The 18,539-nt window shown below is 42.1% G+C and carries 20 protein-coding genes and 1 pseudogene; 9 read left to right on the forward strand and 12 right to left on the reverse strand.

The window, feature by feature from the left end; genetic code table 11:
- Window positions 1–6 precede the first annotated feature (6 nt).
- From pntB to V1U08_RS01655, 7 genes are all read left to right on the forward strand, one after another.
- The gene (gene pntB, locus V1U08_RS01625) at window positions 7–1,383 is read left to right on the forward strand and encodes a Re/Si-specific NAD(P)(+) transhydrogenase subunit beta (RefSeq protein WP_263839574.1); all 1,377 of its coding nucleotides are present in this window, start codon (window positions 7–9) and stop codon (window positions 1,381–1,383) included.
- 156 nt (window positions 1,384–1,539) lie between these two features.
- Window positions 1,540–2,994, forward strand: coding sequence for a sensor histidine kinase VxrA (gene vxrA / locus V1U08_RS01630; RefSeq protein WP_020334872.1), 1,455 nt, complete (start codon window positions 1,540–1,542; stop codon window positions 2,992–2,994).
- Window positions 2,969–3,637: a response regulator transcription factor VxrB gene (gene vxrB, locus V1U08_RS01635; RefSeq protein WP_014234221.1), complete on the forward strand. Its 669-nt coding sequence runs from the start codon at window positions 2,969–2,971 to the stop codon at window positions 3,635–3,637. The genes vxrA and vxrB overlap by 26 nt, the downstream gene beginning before the upstream one ends.
- A 6-nt stretch (window positions 3,638–3,643) precedes the next feature.
- Window positions 3,644–4,525 carry a DUF2861 family protein gene (locus V1U08_RS01640; protein ID WP_330469729.1) on the forward strand — a complete coding sequence of 294 codons (882 nt, stop codon included), beginning with the start codon at window positions 3,644–3,646 and terminating at the stop codon, window positions 4,523–4,525.
- A gap of 59 nt (window positions 4,526–4,584) precedes the next feature.
- On the forward strand, window positions 4,585–5,712 hold the full coding sequence (locus tag V1U08_RS01645; protein ID WP_330469730.1) for a conjugal transfer protein TraF: 1,128 nt from the start codon (window positions 4,585–4,587) through the stop codon (window positions 5,710–5,712).
- Window positions 5,713–5,754: 42 nt separating this feature from the next.
- Entirely contained in the window at window positions 5,755–5,919 is a 165-nt protein-coding gene (locus tag V1U08_RS01650; protein WP_081280149.1) for a YoaH family protein, read from the forward strand.
- 867 nt (window positions 5,920–6,786) lie between these two features.
- The gene (locus V1U08_RS01655) at window positions 6,787–7,179 is read left to right on the forward strand and encodes a universal stress protein (RefSeq protein ID WP_020334877.1); all 393 of its coding nucleotides are present in this window, start codon (window positions 6,787–6,789) and stop codon (window positions 7,177–7,179) included.
- 76 nt (window positions 7,180–7,255) lie between these two features.
- Here the strand turns inward: V1U08_RS01655 and V1U08_RS01660 are convergent, their stop codons facing one another.
- The 5 genes and pseudogenes from V1U08_RS01660 to V1U08_RS01680 form a co-directional block, all read right to left on the reverse strand.
- Window positions 7,256–7,477, reverse strand: a complete 222-nt coding sequence (locus tag V1U08_RS01660; RefSeq protein WP_020334879.1) for a hypothetical protein — start codon at window positions 7,475–7,477, stop codon at window positions 7,256–7,258.
- A 379-nt stretch (window positions 7,478–7,856) separates the two neighbouring features.
- On the reverse strand, window positions 7,857–8,078 hold the full coding sequence (locus V1U08_RS01665) for a hypothetical protein (RefSeq protein WP_330469731.1): 222 nt from the start codon (window positions 8,076–8,078) through the stop codon (window positions 7,857–7,859).
- Window positions 8,079–8,412: 334 nt separating this feature from the next.
- Window positions 8,413–8,589: pseudogene (locus V1U08_RS01670) on the reverse strand (ISNCY family transposase); the annotation flags it as partial.
- A 102-nt stretch (window positions 8,590–8,691) separates the two neighbouring features.
- Complete coding sequence (locus tag V1U08_RS01675; protein WP_330469732.1) at window positions 8,692–9,171, reverse strand: DUF1554 domain-containing protein; 480 nt, start codon at window positions 9,169–9,171, stop codon at window positions 8,692–8,694.
- 705 nt (window positions 9,172–9,876) lie between these two features.
- Complete coding sequence (locus V1U08_RS01680; protein WP_330469733.1) at window positions 9,877–10,095, reverse strand: helix-turn-helix domain-containing protein; 219 nt, start codon at window positions 10,093–10,095, stop codon at window positions 9,877–9,879.
- 200 nt (window positions 10,096–10,295) lie between these two features.
- Here V1U08_RS01680 and V1U08_RS01685 point away from each other — a divergent pair, with 200 nt between their 5' ends.
- The gene (locus tag V1U08_RS01685; protein ID WP_443089727.1) at window positions 10,296–10,649 is read left to right on the forward strand and encodes a regulator; all 354 of its coding nucleotides are present in this window, start codon (window positions 10,296–10,298) and stop codon (window positions 10,647–10,649) included.
- A gap of 37 nt (window positions 10,650–10,686) precedes the next feature.
- Here V1U08_RS01685 and V1U08_RS01690 read toward each other — a convergent pair whose 3' ends face one another.
- Both V1U08_RS01690 and V1U08_RS01695 read right to left on the reverse strand, forming a co-directional pair.
- Window positions 10,687–11,676 carry a DUF4435 domain-containing protein gene (locus tag V1U08_RS01690; protein ID WP_330469734.1) on the reverse strand — a complete coding sequence of 330 codons (990 nt, stop codon included), beginning with the start codon at window positions 11,674–11,676 and terminating at the stop codon, window positions 10,687–10,689.
- Between the two features lie 12 nt (window positions 11,677–11,688).
- Window positions 11,689–12,780, reverse strand: coding sequence for an AAA family ATPase (locus V1U08_RS01695; protein WP_330469735.1), 1,092 nt, complete (start codon window positions 12,778–12,780; stop codon window positions 11,689–11,691).
- Window positions 12,781–13,139: 359 nt separating this feature from the next.
- On the opposite strand from V1U08_RS01695, the gene V1U08_RS01700 reads away from it, so the two are divergent.
- Window positions 13,140–13,493 (forward strand): regulator, encoded by a 354-nt coding sequence (locus tag V1U08_RS01700; protein WP_330469736.1) that lies wholly within the window; start codon window positions 13,140–13,142, stop codon window positions 13,491–13,493.
- Between the two features lie 26 nt (window positions 13,494–13,519).
- Here V1U08_RS01700 and V1U08_RS01705 read toward each other — a convergent pair whose 3' ends face one another.
- The 5 genes from V1U08_RS01705 to V1U08_RS01725 form a co-directional block, all read right to left on the reverse strand.
- Complete coding sequence (locus tag V1U08_RS01705; RefSeq protein ID WP_330469737.1) at window positions 13,520–13,849, reverse strand: hypothetical protein; 330 nt, start codon at window positions 13,847–13,849, stop codon at window positions 13,520–13,522.
- Window positions 13,850–14,123: 274 nt separating this feature from the next.
- Window positions 14,124–15,371 (reverse strand): type II secretion system protein GspD, encoded by a 1,248-nt coding sequence (locus tag V1U08_RS01710; protein ID WP_330469738.1) that lies wholly within the window; start codon window positions 15,369–15,371, stop codon window positions 14,124–14,126.
- The gene (locus V1U08_RS01715; protein ID WP_330469739.1) at window positions 15,364–16,692 is read right to left on the reverse strand and encodes a zonular occludens toxin domain-containing protein; all 1,329 of its coding nucleotides are present in this window, start codon (window positions 16,690–16,692) and stop codon (window positions 15,364–15,366) included. Before V1U08_RS01715 ends, V1U08_RS01710 begins: the two co-directional genes overlap by 8 nt.
- An 11-nt stretch (window positions 16,693–16,703) precedes the next feature.
- Window positions 16,704–17,033, reverse strand: coding sequence for a DUF2523 domain-containing protein (locus tag V1U08_RS01720; protein WP_065303602.1), 330 nt, complete (start codon window positions 17,031–17,033; stop codon window positions 16,704–16,706).
- A complete protein-coding gene (locus V1U08_RS01725) occupies window positions 17,033–18,256 on the reverse strand; it encodes a virulence factor TspB C-terminal domain-related protein (RefSeq protein WP_330469740.1) in 1,224 nt (407 codons plus the stop codon). Before V1U08_RS01725 ends, V1U08_RS01720 begins: the two co-directional genes overlap by 1 nt.
- Between the last annotated feature and the right edge of the window lie 283 nt (window positions 18,257–18,539).

Consider the following 18,539-nt stretch of genomic DNA (forward strand, 5'->3'; position numbering starts at 1 on the left):
GTCACAATGTCTGCAGGATTAGTACAAGCAGCTTACATTGTTGCTGCATTATTTTTCATCATGAGTTTGGCGGGGCTTTCTAAGCAAGAGTCTGCGCGAAATGGTAACTACTACGGCATCGCAGGTATGACGATCGCGCTGATCGCAACGATCTTTAGCCCGGATGCTCAAGGTTTTGGCTGGATCATTATCGCGATGGCGATCGGTGGTGCAATCGGTATTTTCTACGCTAAGAAAGTAGAGATGACCGAGATGCCAGAACTGGTTGCGATTCTTCACAGCTTCGTAGGTTTGGCTGCGGTTCTGGTTGGTTACAATAGCTACCTGGACGCACCTGAAGCGGCAACGCACGCGGAACACGTTATCCACCTTGTTGAAGTATTCCTTGGTGTGTTTATCGGTGCAGTAACCTTTACTGGTTCTATTGTTGCATTTGGTAAGTTACGTGGCGTGATTTCTTCTTCACCGCTTAACCTCCCTCATAAGCATAAAATGAATCTGGCTGCGATTGTTGTGTCTACGCTACTTATGATTTACTTCGTAAAAGCAGACGGCAGCATGTTCGCTCTTATCGTAATGACACTGATTGCATTCGCGTTTGGTTATCATTTGGTAGCATCAATCGGTGGTGCGGATATGCCAGTAGTCGTTTCAATGCTGAACTCTTACTCTGGTTGGGCAGCGGCAGCAGCAGGTTTCATGCTTGCAAACGACCTATTGATCGTAACAGGTGCTTTGGTTGGTTCTTCAGGTGCGATTCTGTCATACATTATGTGTAAAGCGATGAACCGCTCTTTCATTAGCGTTATCGCTGGTGGCTTTGGTCAAGAGATCATCATTTCTGGTGATGAAGAGCAGGGCGAACACCGCGAAACTAACGCTGAAGAAGTGGCTGAAATGCTGAAGAACTCAAAATCAGTCATCATCACTCCGGGATACGGTATGGCAGTAGCGCAAGCTCAATACCCTGTGCATGAAATCACGGATGCACTTCGCTCACAAGGTGTTGAAGTTCGTTTTGGTATTCACCCTGTAGCGGGTCGTCTTCCAGGTCACATGAACGTATTGCTGGCAGAAGCGAAAGTTCCTTATGATATCGTTCTTGAAATGGACGAAATCAATGATGACTTCCCAGAGACCGATACCGTACTTGTTATTGGTGCCAACGATACAGTGAACCCGGCAGCGCTTGAAGATCCAAACAGCCCAATTGCAGGCATGCCTGTACTGGAAGTTTGGAATGCGAAAAACGTAGTGGTATTCAAGCGTTCAATGAATACTGGTTACGCTGGCGTACAAAACCCGTTGTTCTTTAAAGAAAACACGTCAATGCTATTTGGCGATGCTAAAGAAAGCGTAGAAAATATTTTTAAAGCGTTATAACCCTAAACTGCTTTAAAATTACTCAGGGCCAGCAATCGCTGGCCCTTTTTTGTTCTGGTTCAATGTTATAGTAATGCAAATCCTGTAGTTACCTGATGTCAATTGATTCTAGATTGCTGTATAGTTTGGCGTAATCTAATAAGTAACGGTAACAGTTTGATTAACAAGATTTTGCTCGGTTTAGCATCTATCGTGCCGGTTTTTTCGGCAACTGCAGCAGCCGATTCATTACCAGAAAGAATAGATACGTTTACAGAGCTATTTAACTACGAAGTAGCTCTTAAGTCGTATGATATTCGTATTCTGCAATCAAATTATCCAACTAAGTTACTTGCGCCTGATTCATTACTTCCGCAAACGTCAGACTATCCGCTGAAGGACATACAGCAGCTTTATAGTTTAGATAAGACTTGTCGTGGTAAACTGCCACTCAGCCCGTTGATTACCGAACCTCTTGTGTTTACTCGAGCTATCTGTAAAGGCACAGAGCTTACTCCACGCTGGTTTTCTCGCAGTGGACTCATTCACCCAGGTGGGGGCACTTACGCTGCTCGCTATGTCGATAAGCATCCCGATCTTAGACCAAAGCTCGCTCAATACATGCATATTAAGGAGCGCGGTAACGAAGAGGGTGATGAGTTACTCGAAAGCTTGCAAAACATGAACGATGACGCCATAAATGCACTGATCGCCGGAGCAAGCATGTTCATTGAAGGCAATGAGCTGTGGTTACGTCGAGGCGATCGCTATTTTGTGTTCGAAAGAGAGTTATGGCAGGAAAACGTCGCGAATGCAGGTTTGTCCTATTCACTGGCGTCAGAAAACAAAAGCTGTTTCGTAAAACGAGGCAATATTTGCTGGGACGTTGAAGATCATTCACAGATTCTTCGTATCAGTATGATTGTTTTGGTCATCGCGAACATACTTCTCGTGATCGGATGGGCGGTATACCGCTGGAACAGTAAGCGAGAAGAATTGCGCAGCCGTATGTTGGTATTGCAAATTTTAACTCATGAATTGAGAACGCCAATTGCGTCTCTGTCTATGACCGTTGAAGGGTTTCGTCGAGAATTTGAGCACTTACCAGAAAGTGTATATGACGAATTCCGCAGGCTGTGCGAAGATACACGTCGATTACGCCAATTAGCGGAGGCGAGTAAGGATTATTTGCAATCTGATAACCAAATGCTTGCAACGGACTGGGTTCCATCTGTTGTCGAATGGTTAGAATTTAAGATTGAAGAAGAATTTGATAATGCTGTACTTCTCAACGTAAATGAAGACGTAGCGGCTAAAGTTAACGTGTACTGGCTTGGTACCTGTATTGATAACTTGTTACGTAATGCACTTAAGTATGGCGTTCCACCGGTTGAACTTCATGTTCAAACGAGTGAAGATAAAATCGTTTTCCAAGTCCGTGATGCTGGTGACTTGACCGCTAAAGACTGGACTAATTTGAAAAAACCGTTCGTAAGTAAGAGCGGGTTAGGACTTGGACTAACAATCGTTGAATCTATGGTAGGCCGCATGGGCGGAAAAATGTCCCTTATAGGACCACCTACAACCTTTATATTGGAGATACCTTGTGAAACAGACACTGCTTCTCGTTGAGGACGATAAAAACTTGGCTGATGGCCTGTTAGTAAGCCTGGAACAAGCAGGATATGAGTGTTTACATGTGGAGCGTATTGCGGACGTTGAATCGCAATGGAAGAAAGCCGATTTAGTGATTCTCGATCGCCAGTTGCCTGACGGTGACTCTGTACAACATCTTCCTGAATGGAAAAATCTCAAGGATGTACCAGTTATTCTGCTGACTGCTCTTGTGACAGTAAAAGACAAAGTGGCAGGACTGGATTCAGGTGCAAACGACTACTTAACTAAACCTTTTGCAGAGGCTGAGTTATTCGCACGTATTCGTGCACAATTGCGTGCTCCAGATTCGGGAGAGCAAGACGGTGCAAGTTCAGATAAAGTGATCACAAAGGATCTGGAAATCGATCGCTCTACTCGTGAAGTCCTGTTTAAAGACGAGTTAATCACTCTGACACGTACAGAATTCGACTTACTATTGTTCTTAGCGTCTAATCTGGGCCGCGTATTTACTCGCGACGAGTTGCTTGACCATGTTTGGGGTTACAACCACTTCCCAACAACACGAACTGTTGATACGCATGTACTGCAGCTACGTCAGAAACTACCTGGTTTAGAAATTGAGACACTTCGTGGTGTCGGATACAAAATGAAAGCTTAAAGAATAATGAAAATACTACTCCCTGTAGTTTTGTCATTAGTGTTAGTGAAGCCAGTCCAAGCTATGGACTGGTTTCGAACTAATACGCCTCTAACTCAGGCTCATCAACATCTGCTTGAAGATGATCTTTCAGGAATGTTCAATACTTTAGTTGAACTATGGCAGACAGAACCCAGCCGCGACTTAACCTCACACTTAAACGATCTGCTTGGTCAGTCTCTGACTAAGGATTGTGGAAAATCACTGACGGCCGTCACTTTACCAGAGTGGGTAAGTGGCGTTAACGTCATACGCCAAACCATTCAAAGCCCAGGTCGCGATACGTTCCGTTTAGTCGTTAAAGTAAGAGCAACGACTGAAGTGGAACAAATCACATTCAAACGTTGGGTTGATAGCTCAATTTCAGCTGATAGCTCATTTGCTGTAGAAGAAACGCCAAATGGGGCTGAAATCGCGAACGAGCGCAGTTTTCTCAAACGTTACAACCTAACTGGTCAACTTGAATCAGGTTTGTATCATTTAACCGTTGTTGCAAAAGATAAACCTGAGTATCGAACGTGGGTCATTTTGGGCGACTCTAACTCCAGTCAGTACGTTCGCTGGACGTCTAAAGAAAACTGGAAAGTTGAAAAGAGTGCGCTTAGAAATCCTCATTGTCCATTACCACAGCTTGAAGTGGGGCTTTATGACTACATCGGAGGCCAGTATGAACAAATGTGGAAAAAAACGTATGAGTCGAATTATCCTGAGTCACTAGAACTTGCTGGCGTACCGAATGATCGCTACGTTCTTGCGGTAAGCATTAATAGTCGCCGTTGGCAGGGTGACATCATTGTTGAGCAAGCTCAAACAATAAGCCGTACTTATGATCTTTCGCAAGAAGATTAACTAAAGAAATTACATTTGTGCCGATATAAGTTCAGGAAGAACTAAATCACAAGTGTAGTATGAAAACTCAATTCAAAATATTATCAACCGTCATCACCGCAGCACTGTTTTCCAATGTGGCTTCAGCTGCTAACTACTCAATTGAAGCCCGCAGTGATGCGATGGGCGGTGTTGGCACAGTCTCCGCCAGTTACCTTACCGCACCATTTTTTAACCCTGCTTTAAGTGCAATCTATCGCCGCAACGATGACGCGGGTATCATTGCCCCAAGTTTTGGTATTAGCTTTGATGATCAATACGATTTGATTGATGAAATTGATCGTATCAGCAAGCTTAATGACGATGCCGAAATAGAGAGTTCATTGAATGCACTTGCTCAAGGTAATCAAAAATTAAACTTTGACCTTGGGGGTGTCGTTGCTGTTGGTATCCCTAACAAATTTTTATCAGCAACGGTTTACGGAAAATTATACACAGAATCTTTTGTACAGCCATCTATTGATACCTCTGGCGCTAACCCAATGGACAATACTTATGTTCAAGGCGTGAGTATTGGTGTTGCGGAAGCGGGCATCTCATTGGCAAAATACACCAACTACATGGGGCAGCACCTCTCTGTTGGTATCACACCAAAACTTCAATGCATTTACACTTATTCATACGCAACAAGCTTCAATAACTTTGATGCCGCTGACTTACGTGAAAATGAAACCGCTGAAACGATGTTTAATTTGGACGCAGGTGCACTTTGGTTTTTTGGGCCCTACCGTTTAGGTATTGCGGCAAAGAACTTAATCGGAAGAGATGTAGAAACTAAGTCGTTTCAGTACAACAGTAAAACCATCGAGTCCTATCAATACAGCATGAGACCACTTTATACGATAGGTGCAGGCTTCGTTGCAGATTACTTTACCATGAGTGTCGACTACGACTTAAATGAAGAAAAACGCTTTTCATCCTTTGATGATAATACGCAAATGATTCGCGCCGGTGTTGAATTTGATATTCTGCGCCAAATGGCACTGAGGGCTGGTTATATGAAAAACTTAGCTCGAAGTCATGATGATGGGACGATCACCGCGGGAATAGGGCTCTCGCCACTTAACTTGCTTGAGCTGGATATAGCAGCTCGTTATACAAATGAAAACGCGATGGGTGCGTCAATTAATTTCCTTGCGACCTATTAAACGAATCGTTATAGTCGGCTCCTCTAAATGAGGAGCTTTTTTATGTTTGACGATCTACCCCCTCTATCTCACGAAGAACAACAGCAAGCCGTGGTAAAGATTCAAGAGCTAATGTCTCAAGGCACAAGTACGGCTGAAGCAATAAAAATTGTTGCTGAAAATATTCGAGCTGAGTACGCAGCTAAACAGCGACAAGACGAAGAATAAACAAAACGATAAGCAAAGAAGCAGGGCAGTAAAACGCTCTGCTTTTTTTGTGCCTGCTCGACAGGCCACATACTAATTATTAAAAGCGTAACTGTGTGACATTGTCACGTCATGTGGGTCACTAAAAGCAACACAAGGTTAGAATCACCATGATAAATGCTAGGTAAAATTTTACTAACTAAACTTTATTAGCTCGGACTAGAGCCTTTAAAAGTTAAGGTAAAATTAAGAGTTTAGGAAATATTCTCAATATATCAATAACATAAAGTAGAACATTGGTCTGAGTTGATGGTAGCCACCACTTTAGGCTGTAATTATATTACAGGTCTCTTCATGAGTGCGGATGTGGCCAGTTGTTTATGCTAAAAATTAGTCTTAGCTACGTTGTCACGTTAATATCGCCAGATTAAAACCAAGTAAACACATGGGGTGTAGAAACAGTAAGTGCTTGCATATTTTGAAAACGTGTTGTGGTGCCCGTATGAATTACACTAACCAAAATTCTCTCGTTTAACGGTTCTTTACTCGTAGACGGTGCTTTTCACAAGAAGTTAAAACTACAAGCTTGAGTTACGGTGTCACACGGAAGTATTTTCGTATAATCCAAATACAACGTGTCAAAACCATTAGTTTAGGAGTGGGCGAAAGGTTCAATCACTGCAATCAGGTGGAAGTTCTTTATACTAAACAAATCAAAAGGTTAGAGGTTATAGTTGGATTTTTACTCGGGCGCGATGTTTCTTGGTGATAGGTTCAGGTTAGGTAGATTTATGAAGATTCTTATGTTTTGGTGTAACGACTGCGTTGAATTGCCTTGATTGAGCTAGACTTAATGTAAGTCTATGAAAACTAATCGGGAGAAAAGTAATGAGCTACACGCATATATTAGTCGCGGTTGATTTATCTGATTCCAGCAAGAAAGTTATTGATAAAGCGATTAGTCAGGCAACGGACCCAAACTGTAAACTTTCCTTCGTGTATGTAGATGTAGATAGAGTAGTCTTAGAACCTAAAGAAGAAGAGGAATACAACAGAAAGTTACAAGCACTTGCATCAGAGTGTAAGTATCCGGTTTCTGACACCATGGTCGTAATTGGTGATCTTCATATCAAATTGCAAGGGCTCGTCAAACAACAAGGTATAGATTTGGTTGTGTGTGGCCATCACCATAATCTGTTAAGTCGTTTTTTCTCCTCAGTGCCTAAACTCGCTAACTCAGTAGAGGCTGATTTGTTGGTCGTTTACCTTCATGATGAATAGTCCAACTCAAAAAGCCGAGCTTAATTAGCTCGGCTATCTGGTCACGGTCTTTTAATTTATTTACGTTGTGAGGGCGTTAGCGAGAAATACGAGGGATGATTCTAGTCTTTTTAGTCAAGATATTAGCCGATTCAGCATTCGAGTTTAGATCGAAATGCACATTAACTTGAATACCTTCTCGCTCAAACGTTACATCATCAAAATCAGTCATCGCGATCTTAAAACCGTTTCTAGCAAAAAGGCCAGTAACCATGGTCCGCTGTTTTATTTGTAATGCAGACGCCAATAGTTTGTCCATGGTAATTCTCCTTTTGAGTTGTGGGGATATATAACAACCATACCCCCTACAGTATATGAAATCAATTTAATAAACATTGTGTCGTTTGAGCGTCTTCGCGAGCATACTCTTCCAACATCTCCAAACAACATGAAACAACGCTTAATTAATGTGGCTGTTAATAACTCATGATGTTTTATGTGATAACGGCATAGAAAACTGCTAATGCTGCCGATTAGCATAGATACTTATTGTTACAAATTATCGCTCATACCAAGACACTATAAATGAACAGGAAAACGACAAATGAGTAGAGACTGTCGGGTTGTCTATCTTCCTGGGGGATAAACAGCAAAAAGCCGAGCTATTGTTGCTCGGCCTGATAAGCGAGTAGGTTTAGCTAACGAGAATTACTTAGTAATATGTTGGCGTTTCGGGTCAAAATATCAGCCGACTCTGCATTCGAATCCATATCAAAATGTACGTTAACTTGAACGCCTTCTCGTTCGAATGTCACATCATCAAAATCGGTCATTGCGATTTTAAATCCATTTCTAGCGAATAAACCTGTGACCATTGTTCTCTTTTTTATTTGTAATGCAGACTCGAGTAGCTTATCCATAGCACTAATCCTTGTTATTTGTAGGGTAATTAAATAAAAGTAGTACTTTAGGGTGATAAGGTCAATTAAGGTTAATTGATGACAGTTCCAAATAACTGAAACTCTTACAAATCAGTCATGATTTAAATCCAAAACAGACTGCTATAAATATGTAGATAAGCGATTGATTAAAAAGGCATCATGGAAACGATAAAGTAGGGAAGTCAGATTTTGATTGTTCGTAATATCAATACGTTATGTGAACAGCTCTTAGACATTGTGACCATGTAACTTTGGGTAAGCTAGCAGCATATCGCCTATGTGGGAACTGTTGGCATAAATCTGCTCAATACCCAGAATGTTTATCACTATAAAACGTTAGCGGTTTACGGCGCTCATTAAGGTATTCTCGTGTTGCGCCCATATAATCGAAGAAGGATTAGATCTCACTAAAACGCAGGTTCATCAAGCGACCGGTCGCGTCATCGATGAAGACCAGTAAGCAACATTTGTCAGAGCGTCCTTCAAGCCAGTATTGAGTCTATTCGGCTTAATAGTACATGCGCCCACCACACAAGGGCGCACTTGGTCAACCTATTGTCGCTAGTAGGGAAGCCCCATACCTGTTGTAGGCTCACTGCTGGAAGCAATATAACGGGTAGGGAACTTCGCATGTAAATATAGAAGCTTGCGTCCAGCCGGTGTCTGTGAGAGTAGCCCTGCCTAGTCCTCCATAGGAAACATTGGATGACCCTATCCATCCGGCACAGTTGTAATCACTCCAACTTGGCTCATAGGTTCCTTCGGTGGTTACGTTAGACCAGACTAAAGTATCACCAACAGATCCGCCGTACTCATCGATACTAATAGGGTTCTGAAGACTACCGTCGACTAAATCATTCCAATCGTTGGCGACAATGGTCGCGCCCGCACCATCAATGGCGTCGTTGAGGACATAAGGGGTTATTGAGTGCGAGAACCTACTTACTGGCGCGTCAAGAGTGGACGTCACGAGCCACGCTTTGTACTGACCACCAGAGGGGAGCATACCTGCTGCTGCGGCAGCATCAGCGGCATTCTGGCATTTTTCATCCGCGCCCGAGATACCACCCAACTCTCCATTCCAACCGCGCCCGCTCGTGATGAACACAATTTTGGGTTCTAGATGATCGGCGCAGAATTCGGGCATGTCTGCGGTGTCGAGAGACGGTGAACTGGGACTTTCAATAATCGTCTGATACAGCCGACATGTCTGTTGTTCGTTAGTCTCAAGTGTTAGTACGCGTGCCTCCAGTTCACTAATTTTCGTATTTAAAGTTGCTTCCAAGTCGTCTACCGGTGGTTTAGCATTCGCCACAGTCACGACCCCGAAGGCCATGCATATCCCAACAGCTAGAATATCATTAGTTCTATTCTTCATAATTTCTGTCTCTATGCTCGTTAACGTAAAGTGATAACTTTCCAACCCATGACCATCGAGAAGTAGAGAACAACGGAAAATATCACTAATGCATAGATTAGAATGAAAGCTAAGTGCATATTGGCTTATATGTGAGATCAATTGAGCATAATGTCAATATGATAAAAATTAATTCGGGACACTTTTGATGAATCGAACAAATCCACCTAATCGTAGAAATATAACTTATTGTATTTTCAAATTATTAGAGACAATAAAAAGGTGAATAGATTGTCTCCAATAGCTAAGCCTCTTCCACATAAAGCAACACGCTTAGAGTCCGGTTCGCAACCTTTTCAGATTCAAAACGGAACAGAAGGCCAAGGAAAGGTATTCCTCCAAGAACAGGGACTTTGATTTCTACGTTCTACGGTTGTTACTTGGCTTACCTCGAGCTTGGTGAGTCAGTCCTGCAACGCCAAATTCTCGCAGACGATTCATAAGTCTCTGCACTTGGCGAACACTCAAGTTTAGAATGTCTGCCGCATCGACTCGGCGGATTCGACGATCACAAACATCTTGGATTATTTTAAAACGATTGATATCAGAGTCATTCATAGTCACTAGCATCTTCATCATGTCCTTAGCACAAATCCGAAGTAAACAAGGACTAGTAATTGTATGCTAAAGAGACATTTTAACTTTGTTAAATAGTGACATTACAACTTTGCTCCTACACCATTGATGCGCATTATATATCCTTATGTTTAATAAGGTAATTATTGCGTTATGTGACAAAAGCTCTTGTTTTGGCGCCCCCGTCTATGAGGTGTCGCGACATGAATAAAAACTTAATTTTCCGAGAATATGAATGCGGTTTAACCATTGAACAAACAGCTGAACTTTGTTTGAAAACTGCGAGGACCGTCAAAGAATGGGATAAGGGTAAACCTATTCCACCCGTGTGCAAAAGGTTGATGAGATTGGTTAAAGGCAGAGAACTTAGCTCAGCAGAGGAATGGCGAGGGTTTCTAATGCACCATGATAGATTAGAGCTACCTAATGGTAAGTTAGTCACGGCTCAACAAGTTACTACGGGAATTGCTTTACTAGAGATTGGGGCGAATGATGATTTAAAAGTGGGTGCTAAATTACTTAAATACGCAAGAGCCCTGAAGGGCTTGATGTCATAAATACAACGCTCCATTTGGAGCGTTGTATTTAATTGAGTTAAAAAATTGCTAGCTGATTTTCTTTTGCTGTTTGGTAAAGTATGTTGTCAATCCAAACCTTAGAGCAGTTTTTCAAAGTATTGAAATTTACGTTATTAGAAAAGTGGTTTTTAAGTTCATTTCTACGATCTTGGATTGCTTGTCCTTGAGCTCCACTGCGAATGAACTCACTTAGCTCAGCTTGCTGAATTCTATTTTTAATCTCAAGTACAACTTCATTTATAATCTTATCTTCCAAAGTGTGACCATTTATGTATTGGTAGGATGTTTTTGTGTTTAGACCATACTTCTCGCACATGTTAATATAATCACTTAAATCCGTATTACTTAACGCGCTATCTAATCGAGCTTCATATTGTTCGACAGATTCAACAAATGATTCATAGTTACTATTGAAATACATCTCATAAAGAACCGCTTTGTTAGGAATAATATTATTATGAAATTCCTTTTCATTGTGATCGGCTTTGTTTTCATTCAATAGATATAAATACTTAATTAGTGGTCTGTAAATAATTTCAGAAAAAGTACACAAAAAATCACAGAAAGTATGGCTATTAGGCTTAAAAAAATAATATCCTCCCATACAATCGTTTAATACCTCTCTACAATTTAAATAACTTTCTTTACCATATCCATAAGTGTGAATTACAAAGTCATTGTTAATTAAGTAATTGCAGTGTTCGTAACGATTCGGTGTTAAATGGTCAAAGTCAGAATCTATAGCGAAAATAGCGAGCTTATTTGCGTCTTTGAGTAACCTTTCAAATCTTGGTTTGCCTCGGGTTGCATCTAACTCGTTATTTGGTCCTGACGCCATATTAAACTCATAACTTTTTAATATATCCTCACCAAAAAAAATCTTCCAAAAAGAGATATCTTTTTCATTTTCTATGAAGATAAAGCCTTTTTCACTGTCACCGTGCCGGATAACCCCATGCGCTTTTATGTAATCAGGGTTTGTTAAATAATCCGAAAAGCTAGCCAATTGCCTATTTCCTTATAGATTTACTGTTATATCTTCTATATCTACGAGATTATTAATCCATCCCTTCATAACCAAAGCAGGTGAGTGTGATGCTACTATTATTTGGCTATTTGGGTGAATTGTTGTTATTGCATCTAAAAGCCCTTCTTGCCATTTTAAATGCATAGAGATCTCTGGCTCATCGAGCATAATAATAGCCGGCTTGTTAGTACTATTTAATACTTTTAACAAAACAAAAATTAATTGTTTTTCTCCGGACGATAAGTGTATTGTAGAGATTTTTTCGCCTAAACAGCTAATACTTAAATTACCATCCTCTTCAATGACAACTTTTTTACCTTCACTACTAAATAATTCATTTATTTTTACCACAAAACTATTAACGGAGGTTAGATATTGAGAGTGGTGATCCATTATGCTAATAGAATTACTAGAATTATAATTTTGAGAAGATTTGTTAGTTAGCGTTAGTATTAATCTACTAAGTTTACTCAGTTCCTTTCTAATCATTACATCGAGTTGAGAATAATGCTCTCCTTTTGAAGAATATTCATCTTGTTCTTCTTTTGATAGCATTAACATATCGAAAGTAGATATATACTCAACATTTATATTATCAGTTAAAGTATTGAGAGTAGAGCCGTCAGGACCATTGAAAGACATAAAGTCTGATTTCCCTGAATAAAGCTTCCCACTAAATTTAATTGAATCTGATTTATTATCTAATGCTTCTATTAATTTAGAAAATATTTCCTTATTTTCATCATCGATAGAGTCTCTGTGAGATATCGCAGATTGAATAAGTTCTTTTAACACTGCGTTAGTGTCATCACTAGAATTAACATTTATTTTTGAGACCATATCATTGTTCAAAGTGAGCTGGAAATCATCGTATTTTCCAGCAAAACCTTGACTAGATTCCTCATAATCAGGCCCTAGTAAAGCCTCATATATAAGTTTTAGTAGAGTGCTTTTTCCACATCCATTAGGGCCAACGAGCACACTAACTTTTTGCAGTTCCCACATTATGTTCCGCTTACCGAGTAGACCGCTGGCTTCAATCTTATTAATGAAATATGGGCTTCTCTCTTTAGTATTTTCCACTGAAATTCAAAGTCTCATTCTGAGTAAAGTAACTTTTGTAAATATATCACTTAGAGTTGGCAGTAGTAAACCATGCATAGTGATACTAGTTACACAACTCAATACTGATTGAGCGTAGAAATGGCCAGTGAATAAATAAAAAGTTAATTAAATGTTTAGTTTGCCGCCCCATAGGGGAAATCAGAACGGAGTCATTCATGATTAATTAACAATCTATCTATACATATCAGCCGGATTTATCCCACAATTAGAACCGCACCGCATACTTTCCAATTCAACATTGAGGTTATTATCATTAAGTATGCATTTAAATCCCTTTTAAATTAATGGGTTATATGTGTATGACGAACTTTCGAAAGATGAGTAAGAATTACGTTTTTCGTGAATTTGTGTGTGGTTTGAGTTTAGAGGAAACAGCAAAACTCTGTTTTAAGAGCATCAGGGTAATCAAATCATGGGATGAGGGTGAAGAGATACCACCGGAATGTAAACGTCTGATGAGGATGACCAAAGGGAGAGAGCTGGCGGCTTCTGAAGAGTGGGAGCGCTTCAAAATGCATAAAGATAAACTCGAACTTCCAACAGGCCAATCTGTTACACCCCAAGAAATCTTAACTGGTATCGCTCTATTAGAAATTGGTGCGGAATCAGACCTAGTGATTGCATCTAAGATAATGAAATACGTTAGAGCAATACGTCACATAAGGAAATAGCCTTTCAGATTCCGCGTAAATTGGGTTTATTGTGCGTGGGAGATATGGATGTGAATCAGCTTCTCTGGGTGATCATATCTGTATTTTGATCCTTTCTTTAAGCGAGTCTTGATGAATCTGCAAAGCTTACCATCACCAGTCGTCGAGACTCGTTTTATAATGGCGTAATGCTTCACATGGTCCATCTTAACCATCACATCACAAAAACCTGAGTTACCTTCATAGTTGTATCGGATACTCCGTATAAGATTTTCCTTGATGGTAGCTGCTACTTTGTTTCCTGATGAATCATCCGCATAAGCCATACTAGGAAGCGCTAAAGCTGATAAGAGTAAGATACTACTGAGTTTTTTCATGTTTACATGCCCTTGATTTGTATTCTGTTCATTGAGCATGAGTTATCGTTATACATCAAATCAGAGATGATGGTTTCCGAGGCGCTTCATATATAAGTGGGTTGCCGTTGCAATACGCGCCTTTGATGTTGATAGGCTCTGCAAGGCGGGGCTTAGCAGGGCGAGGGGCGGTAGCTCGTTAATTGGATTAAGGGAGCTAACCGCGCCGATCGATTACGAGGGACAATTGAGTCTAGTGGGCGGCTTGGTGCCTCGCTTGCACTTCGTGCATTGCTTATCCCTGCGGGGCGAGTTCGTCATTTTTTGACATACCGAGTTCAAGTATGTCACCCATCCCTTGTTCTTCCTCCACATGAAGCAAAATGCTAAGAGTTCGGCTTGATACCTTTGCCGATTCAGAACGGAACAGCAGACCAAGGAAAGGAATGTCGCCAAGAACGGGGACTTTGATTTCTACGTTCTGTGTTTCTTTGGAAGTCATGCCACCAAGTGCGATGGTATCACCCGATTTAACCGTCAGAACCGTATCGATTTGTCGTTTGCTCGTTACAATGTCACTTGCTTCTACAGACTTATCGACTCGGCTCAGTTCCTGACGTATGCGAAGTTTAATATTCCCGTTCGCGCCAATATGCGGCTGTACGAAAAGAGACAAACCTACGTCTTTACGCTCGATGGTTTGGAAGGGCTTATCACTGGAATCCGATTCGGTTGTATAGCTACCAGTCACGAACGGTAGCTCTTGACCAACGCTAATCAATCCATCTTGGCCGTGTAAGATAGTCAGTTCTGGACGGCTTAGAATCTCCGCATTGTCATTCGATTCGATGTATTGGATAAAGGCCGTGAAGTCGTCACTGGTAGATGACAGGTTAGGAACGCCATTCATGAATCCAGCCGCCGCACCAGAAAAGGCCGCACTTACTGCACCTGCACCCGCTTTCCAATCCACGGTTAAATCAGATAGGTTGCCGCGAGAGGTTTCAACAATGACAGCTCTTACTTTGATTTGTCGCATTGGCCTATCAATGTATCGAATGAATTCCTCGACAGATGGATGCATGTTTTGCGGGGCTGTCACCATTAACGCTGTCCCTGCAATGATGCTCGATACATGCGTAACGTCAGGAACGTCCAGAACGGAGGCTTGCACTCGGAGTGATTGCGCTAATGAGTCTTTCAAATCATCGGCGGCCATGTATTCGAGTCGATATGTTCGAGTGGTAATGAGGTTGCCCGCGTCCAGCTGGTTACGCGGTTGCACTCGAATCACGGTTTTCGATTCGATGTAAGTGAGGTTATGTGCTCGCATTACGCTAAACCAAACATCCCGAAAGTTCGCTGCACCGGAGGCTTGATATATTTTCAAGTCACCGTTAATCGATGGGTCGGTAACAATCGTCTTTTGGAAAGTCTGACTCGCAATAATGAAAAACTCGTTCAGTGTCTTACCGGATAAGTTCGACTCGAAAGCGTTCGCCAGTGGGGAAATCAGCATGAGTACCAGTAAGAACCTAACCATTGTGAATACCTCCTTTGTTTAGTCCATTCGATGTGTGAGTTTTCCGGTCGCGTCTACTTCTGGTGTTTTCTTCTTGCTCAACAAAAGGATCAAAGTATCCGTAACGCGCTATATTCTCGCAGTGGTTATCGTCGATGGCGTAGCGGGTCATTTGCTGAGTGAAGCAAGAACACGTTGAGTAGTTAATGACGCATGTCAGTTCTGGATACTGCAAAGCCTCAGCAGTTAAGCGGTAGTAGGCGGGAGCAGAGAACGGGAGTGACTCTTCAGCAGGTAGCAAACGCGTAATATAGTTTTCACTCGTTTGACCAGGTACTAAATTGTTTATACTGATTCCACTCACTGAAGCATGCGCGTTCTGAAAATCTTCAACGGGTTTCACCTCAGTCGCTTTAACTACAGAGTTTTGATAGAAGTGGTAAAACCCATACGCACAAATGGACATGCCTACCGCAACAAAGCCAAGCATGGTTAACCCTTTCTTGATTTGAGGGTCGAGCTTTGGCTTTTGAGTATGTTTAATCGCACTGAGGTAAACGCCGTAAAAGTTGGAGTCACGGCGAATCTTTTTCTTTTCGGCCTTGGCTAAATCGGCAGGGGTTTCAATACCTTCAACGTGTTCGTATCGATGCAGCGCATCACCACCAATAAACTCTAGATGAATGTGCGCTTGAATACGGCGGCGTATGATTTGGTCAACGTCTCGGAAATCCTGAGACACAAACAACAAGTCCGAACCACCGTGACGGCTCTTTGTCATCCATTTCAAAGCATCCGTTGGTTTGGCGCTACCACTACGAGGCGGCCAAATGTTCTGAACTTCATCAACGAAGATAACCGAACCCGCTGGAAGCTTATGAATCTCAAGCGGGTTATCAAAGCTTTGCCATGAAAGCCCCAACTCAACAATGTGCGAGGCTTCAAGCTCGGATTCATCAATTTCAAGTACGTCCAGCGCTTCTTGAAGGTGCACGAGTCGTTTCTTTGAAGCGGTCTTTTTGTACCAGAACAACCATTGCTCAACAGGATTGTGCTTAGAATACTGATAGGCCAAATACGGGAAGTCTTCGAGCTCGGCCAGTCTTCCCTCATCCTCGATGCGCAGTACCTTTTTTTCTAGTGCCTTGTTGTGATTGTTTGCTGGCCAGTGAATCCCATAGAACCAACCTTGAAAGCTGTCACAAACGGAGTAATCCAAGAGAAGAACGCGCACGCCATGATAGAAAATAGGACGCCCAATAAACTCGTTCTTCTCGATGAGAGTTTTAATCGCGTGCAGAGTTTTACCCGTTCCCACGCCACCACTAAAACCAAAAAACATAAGTCAATCTCCTAATCTGGACTAACCGGTTTGCGCCATGACGGACGATAACCGGTTGCACCCATCAAGCCGTTAAGCGTGAATGAAAAAACAAGGCAAGAAAGGATCACATTAATGCAGGTATCGATCGCCGCGAGTGCCATAAGTTGCGCCAGTTTGGCAGGAACGCCCGATATGTTGGCTTGGATGTAATCGGCCAACATATCGAGAAACTGATTGGTTCCGGTATAAGCGACCAAACCAAAACCAATGGAAATGGCAACGTACGTTGCAATGGTTCGGAAGATAGACGGCAGCAATGGCAGCAGCGTTGCCGAAAGAAAAGAAATGAAGTAACCCATTAGAACGCTCCTTGTGTTCTACCAATTAAAAGCAAGCCCATTACCCAAGCCAAAATGACATGCATAGGCGCAGCGACGCGCGCATAGTGACAAGCGGGTTCGTAAGGGATTTCAACTGTCGTGCTTCCATAAAAGTGATTAATGGTATAAGTCTCCGATGCAGGGCAAGTTGCGCTACCAAAAGAGACACCGTTAGACAGGTATTTCGAATCAATCTTTGAAAAATCGATGGTGTCTTTATCAACCAGCTCACCAGTTCTGTCGGTAACAAAGAGCTTATTCATTTTGTCTTTGAGTTCGGCCAGCTGCTCAACAGGGCAAGTATCTTCGTACTGAACTTTTAATAGAGCGCACTGAATGATGTCGCCCTTACATTCAAAAATGCTTTTTTCACAATCGACTTTCGCGCTTGGCTTTTCCTTTTCTTCTCCTTCTTCGCCCTCACAGTCTTCGGCAAGTTCGCACTTAATTTCATCCAACTTGTCTGCTAACTTATCGCCCAATGCATCCATGCCAGCCTCACTACCGCCGCCACCGCCGTTAACTTTAACCCCATCTTTTAGAGCTTTAAGCAAAGCTCGAACTTGGCCTAACATGTGTTGTTGCCAACGTTGGTCTTTCCCGTCATCGAGAGCCGAGTTAGTGCGGAAACTATCTAGCGTCGCGTGAATGTTCTCTAAGAGGTTATTCGCCGTTTCGTCCGGTTCGTTAGGGACGTCTGGGTCTGGGTTCGGCAAATCTGGGTCGTCTGGTAACTCAGGGTCGATACACTGGTCTGGGAACTGTTTACAGAAATCTTCTGGCGGTTCTTCTGGCTTTTCGATTTCTATATCAGGAATTGGGGTTTCTGGTGTTCCTGGTGTGTCGGGGTCAGGTTCTGGAAGTTCACACTCTTGTTTCTCTGGGTTACAAACGGGAACATCATCTTCTGGTTTGGTACACGTTAAGCCTTGAATACAGTTCTTAGGTTCATGGCCGCAATAGGTATAGACGTCACCGTTCTCACACCACCACTTGAACACGTTGGCGAAGAACTCAGTTTCAGGCATGGATAATTTACAGGCATGATGCGCGTGTTGAATTTCTTTTTGTAACTCAGGGTCATTACAAGACGGTTCTTCCGGTTGGAAGGGATCTTCCGGTTCGTCATCAGGACAGGTAACAGAAGGGTAATCGGGCGCACCTTCCGGACAATACCCATCGCGCAAGATGTAAATAGTCAAAATCCCGCTGCAAAATTCATTCTGAGAAGTTGAAACAAATTCATAAGTAAGTGTGTGTCCGCGGGTCGTCTCACGATATATTTTCATTAAATCTGCAATTGACGCAGTACACATCGGGTTAGGCTCATTCGTGAAATATGATGGGTAGTGATAATAACGTTCCCAATACGCCGCATAAGTCAAAGAGGGAAATAAGAATAAACATAAGAGAAGAATTCTAATCATCGTCATCACCCGAACAGAACAAACATGCCGATAAGAAAAAGAACCACGAGAAAAGTGT

Origin of the sequence: Vibrio sp. YYF0003 (assembly GCF_036350715.1) — a bacterium.
Taxonomy (GTDB): Bacteria; Pseudomonadota; Gammaproteobacteria; order Enterobacterales; family Vibrionaceae; genus Vibrio; species Vibrio natriegens.

What these genes read in the sequence shown, in the direction of transcription:
- V1U08_RS01655 (WP_020334877.1), top strand. Translation starts at nt 6,787, where the DNA reads ATGAGCTACACGCATATATTAGTCGCGGTTGATTTATCTGATTCCAGC.
- V1U08_RS01665 (WP_330469731.1), bottom strand. Translation starts at nt 8,078, where the DNA reads ATGGATAAGCTACTCGAGTCTGCATTACAAATAAAAAAGAGAACAATG.
- V1U08_RS01640 (WP_330469729.1), top strand. Translation starts at nt 3,644, where the DNA reads ATGAAAATACTACTCCCTGTAGTTTTGTCATTAGTGTTAGTGAAGCCA.
- V1U08_RS01660 (WP_020334879.1), bottom strand. Translation starts at nt 7,477, where the DNA reads ATGGACAAACTATTGGCGTCTGCATTACAAATAAAACAGCGGACCATG.
- V1U08_RS01715 (WP_330469739.1), bottom strand. Translation starts at nt 16,692, where the DNA reads ATGTTTTTTGGTTTTAGTGGTGGCGTGGGAACGGGTAAAACTCTGCAC.
- V1U08_RS01705 (WP_330469737.1), bottom strand. Translation starts at nt 13,849, where the DNA reads ATGAAAAAACTCAGTAGTATCTTACTCTTATCAGCTTTAGCGCTTCCT.
- V1U08_RS01650 (WP_081280149.1), top strand. Translation starts at nt 5,755, where the DNA reads ATGTTTGACGATCTACCCCCTCTATCTCACGAAGAACAACAGCAAGCC.
- V1U08_RS01720 (WP_065303602.1), bottom strand. Translation starts at nt 17,033, where the DNA reads ATGGGTTACTTCATTTCTTTTCTTTCGGCAACGCTGCTGCCATTGCTG.
- V1U08_RS01680 (WP_330469733.1), bottom strand. Translation starts at nt 10,095, where the DNA reads ATGATGAAGATGCTAGTGACTATGAATGACTCTGATATCAATCGTTTT.
- V1U08_RS01645 (WP_330469730.1), top strand. Translation starts at nt 4,585, where the DNA reads ATGAAAACTCAATTCAAAATATTATCAACCGTCATCACCGCAGCACTG.
- V1U08_RS01710 (WP_330469738.1), bottom strand. Translation starts at nt 15,371, where the DNA reads ATGGTTAGGTTCTTACTGGTACTCATGCTGATTTCCCCACTGGCGAAC.
- V1U08_RS01700 (WP_330469736.1), top strand. Translation starts at nt 13,140, where the DNA reads ATGAGTAAGAATTACGTTTTTCGTGAATTTGTGTGTGGTTTGAGTTTA.
- V1U08_RS01685 (WP_443089727.1), top strand. Translation starts at nt 10,296, where the DNA reads ATGAATAAAAACTTAATTTTCCGAGAATATGAATGCGGTTTAACCATT.
- pntB (WP_263839574.1), top strand. Translation starts at nt 7, where the DNA reads ATGTCTGCAGGATTAGTACAAGCAGCTTACATTGTTGCTGCATTATTT.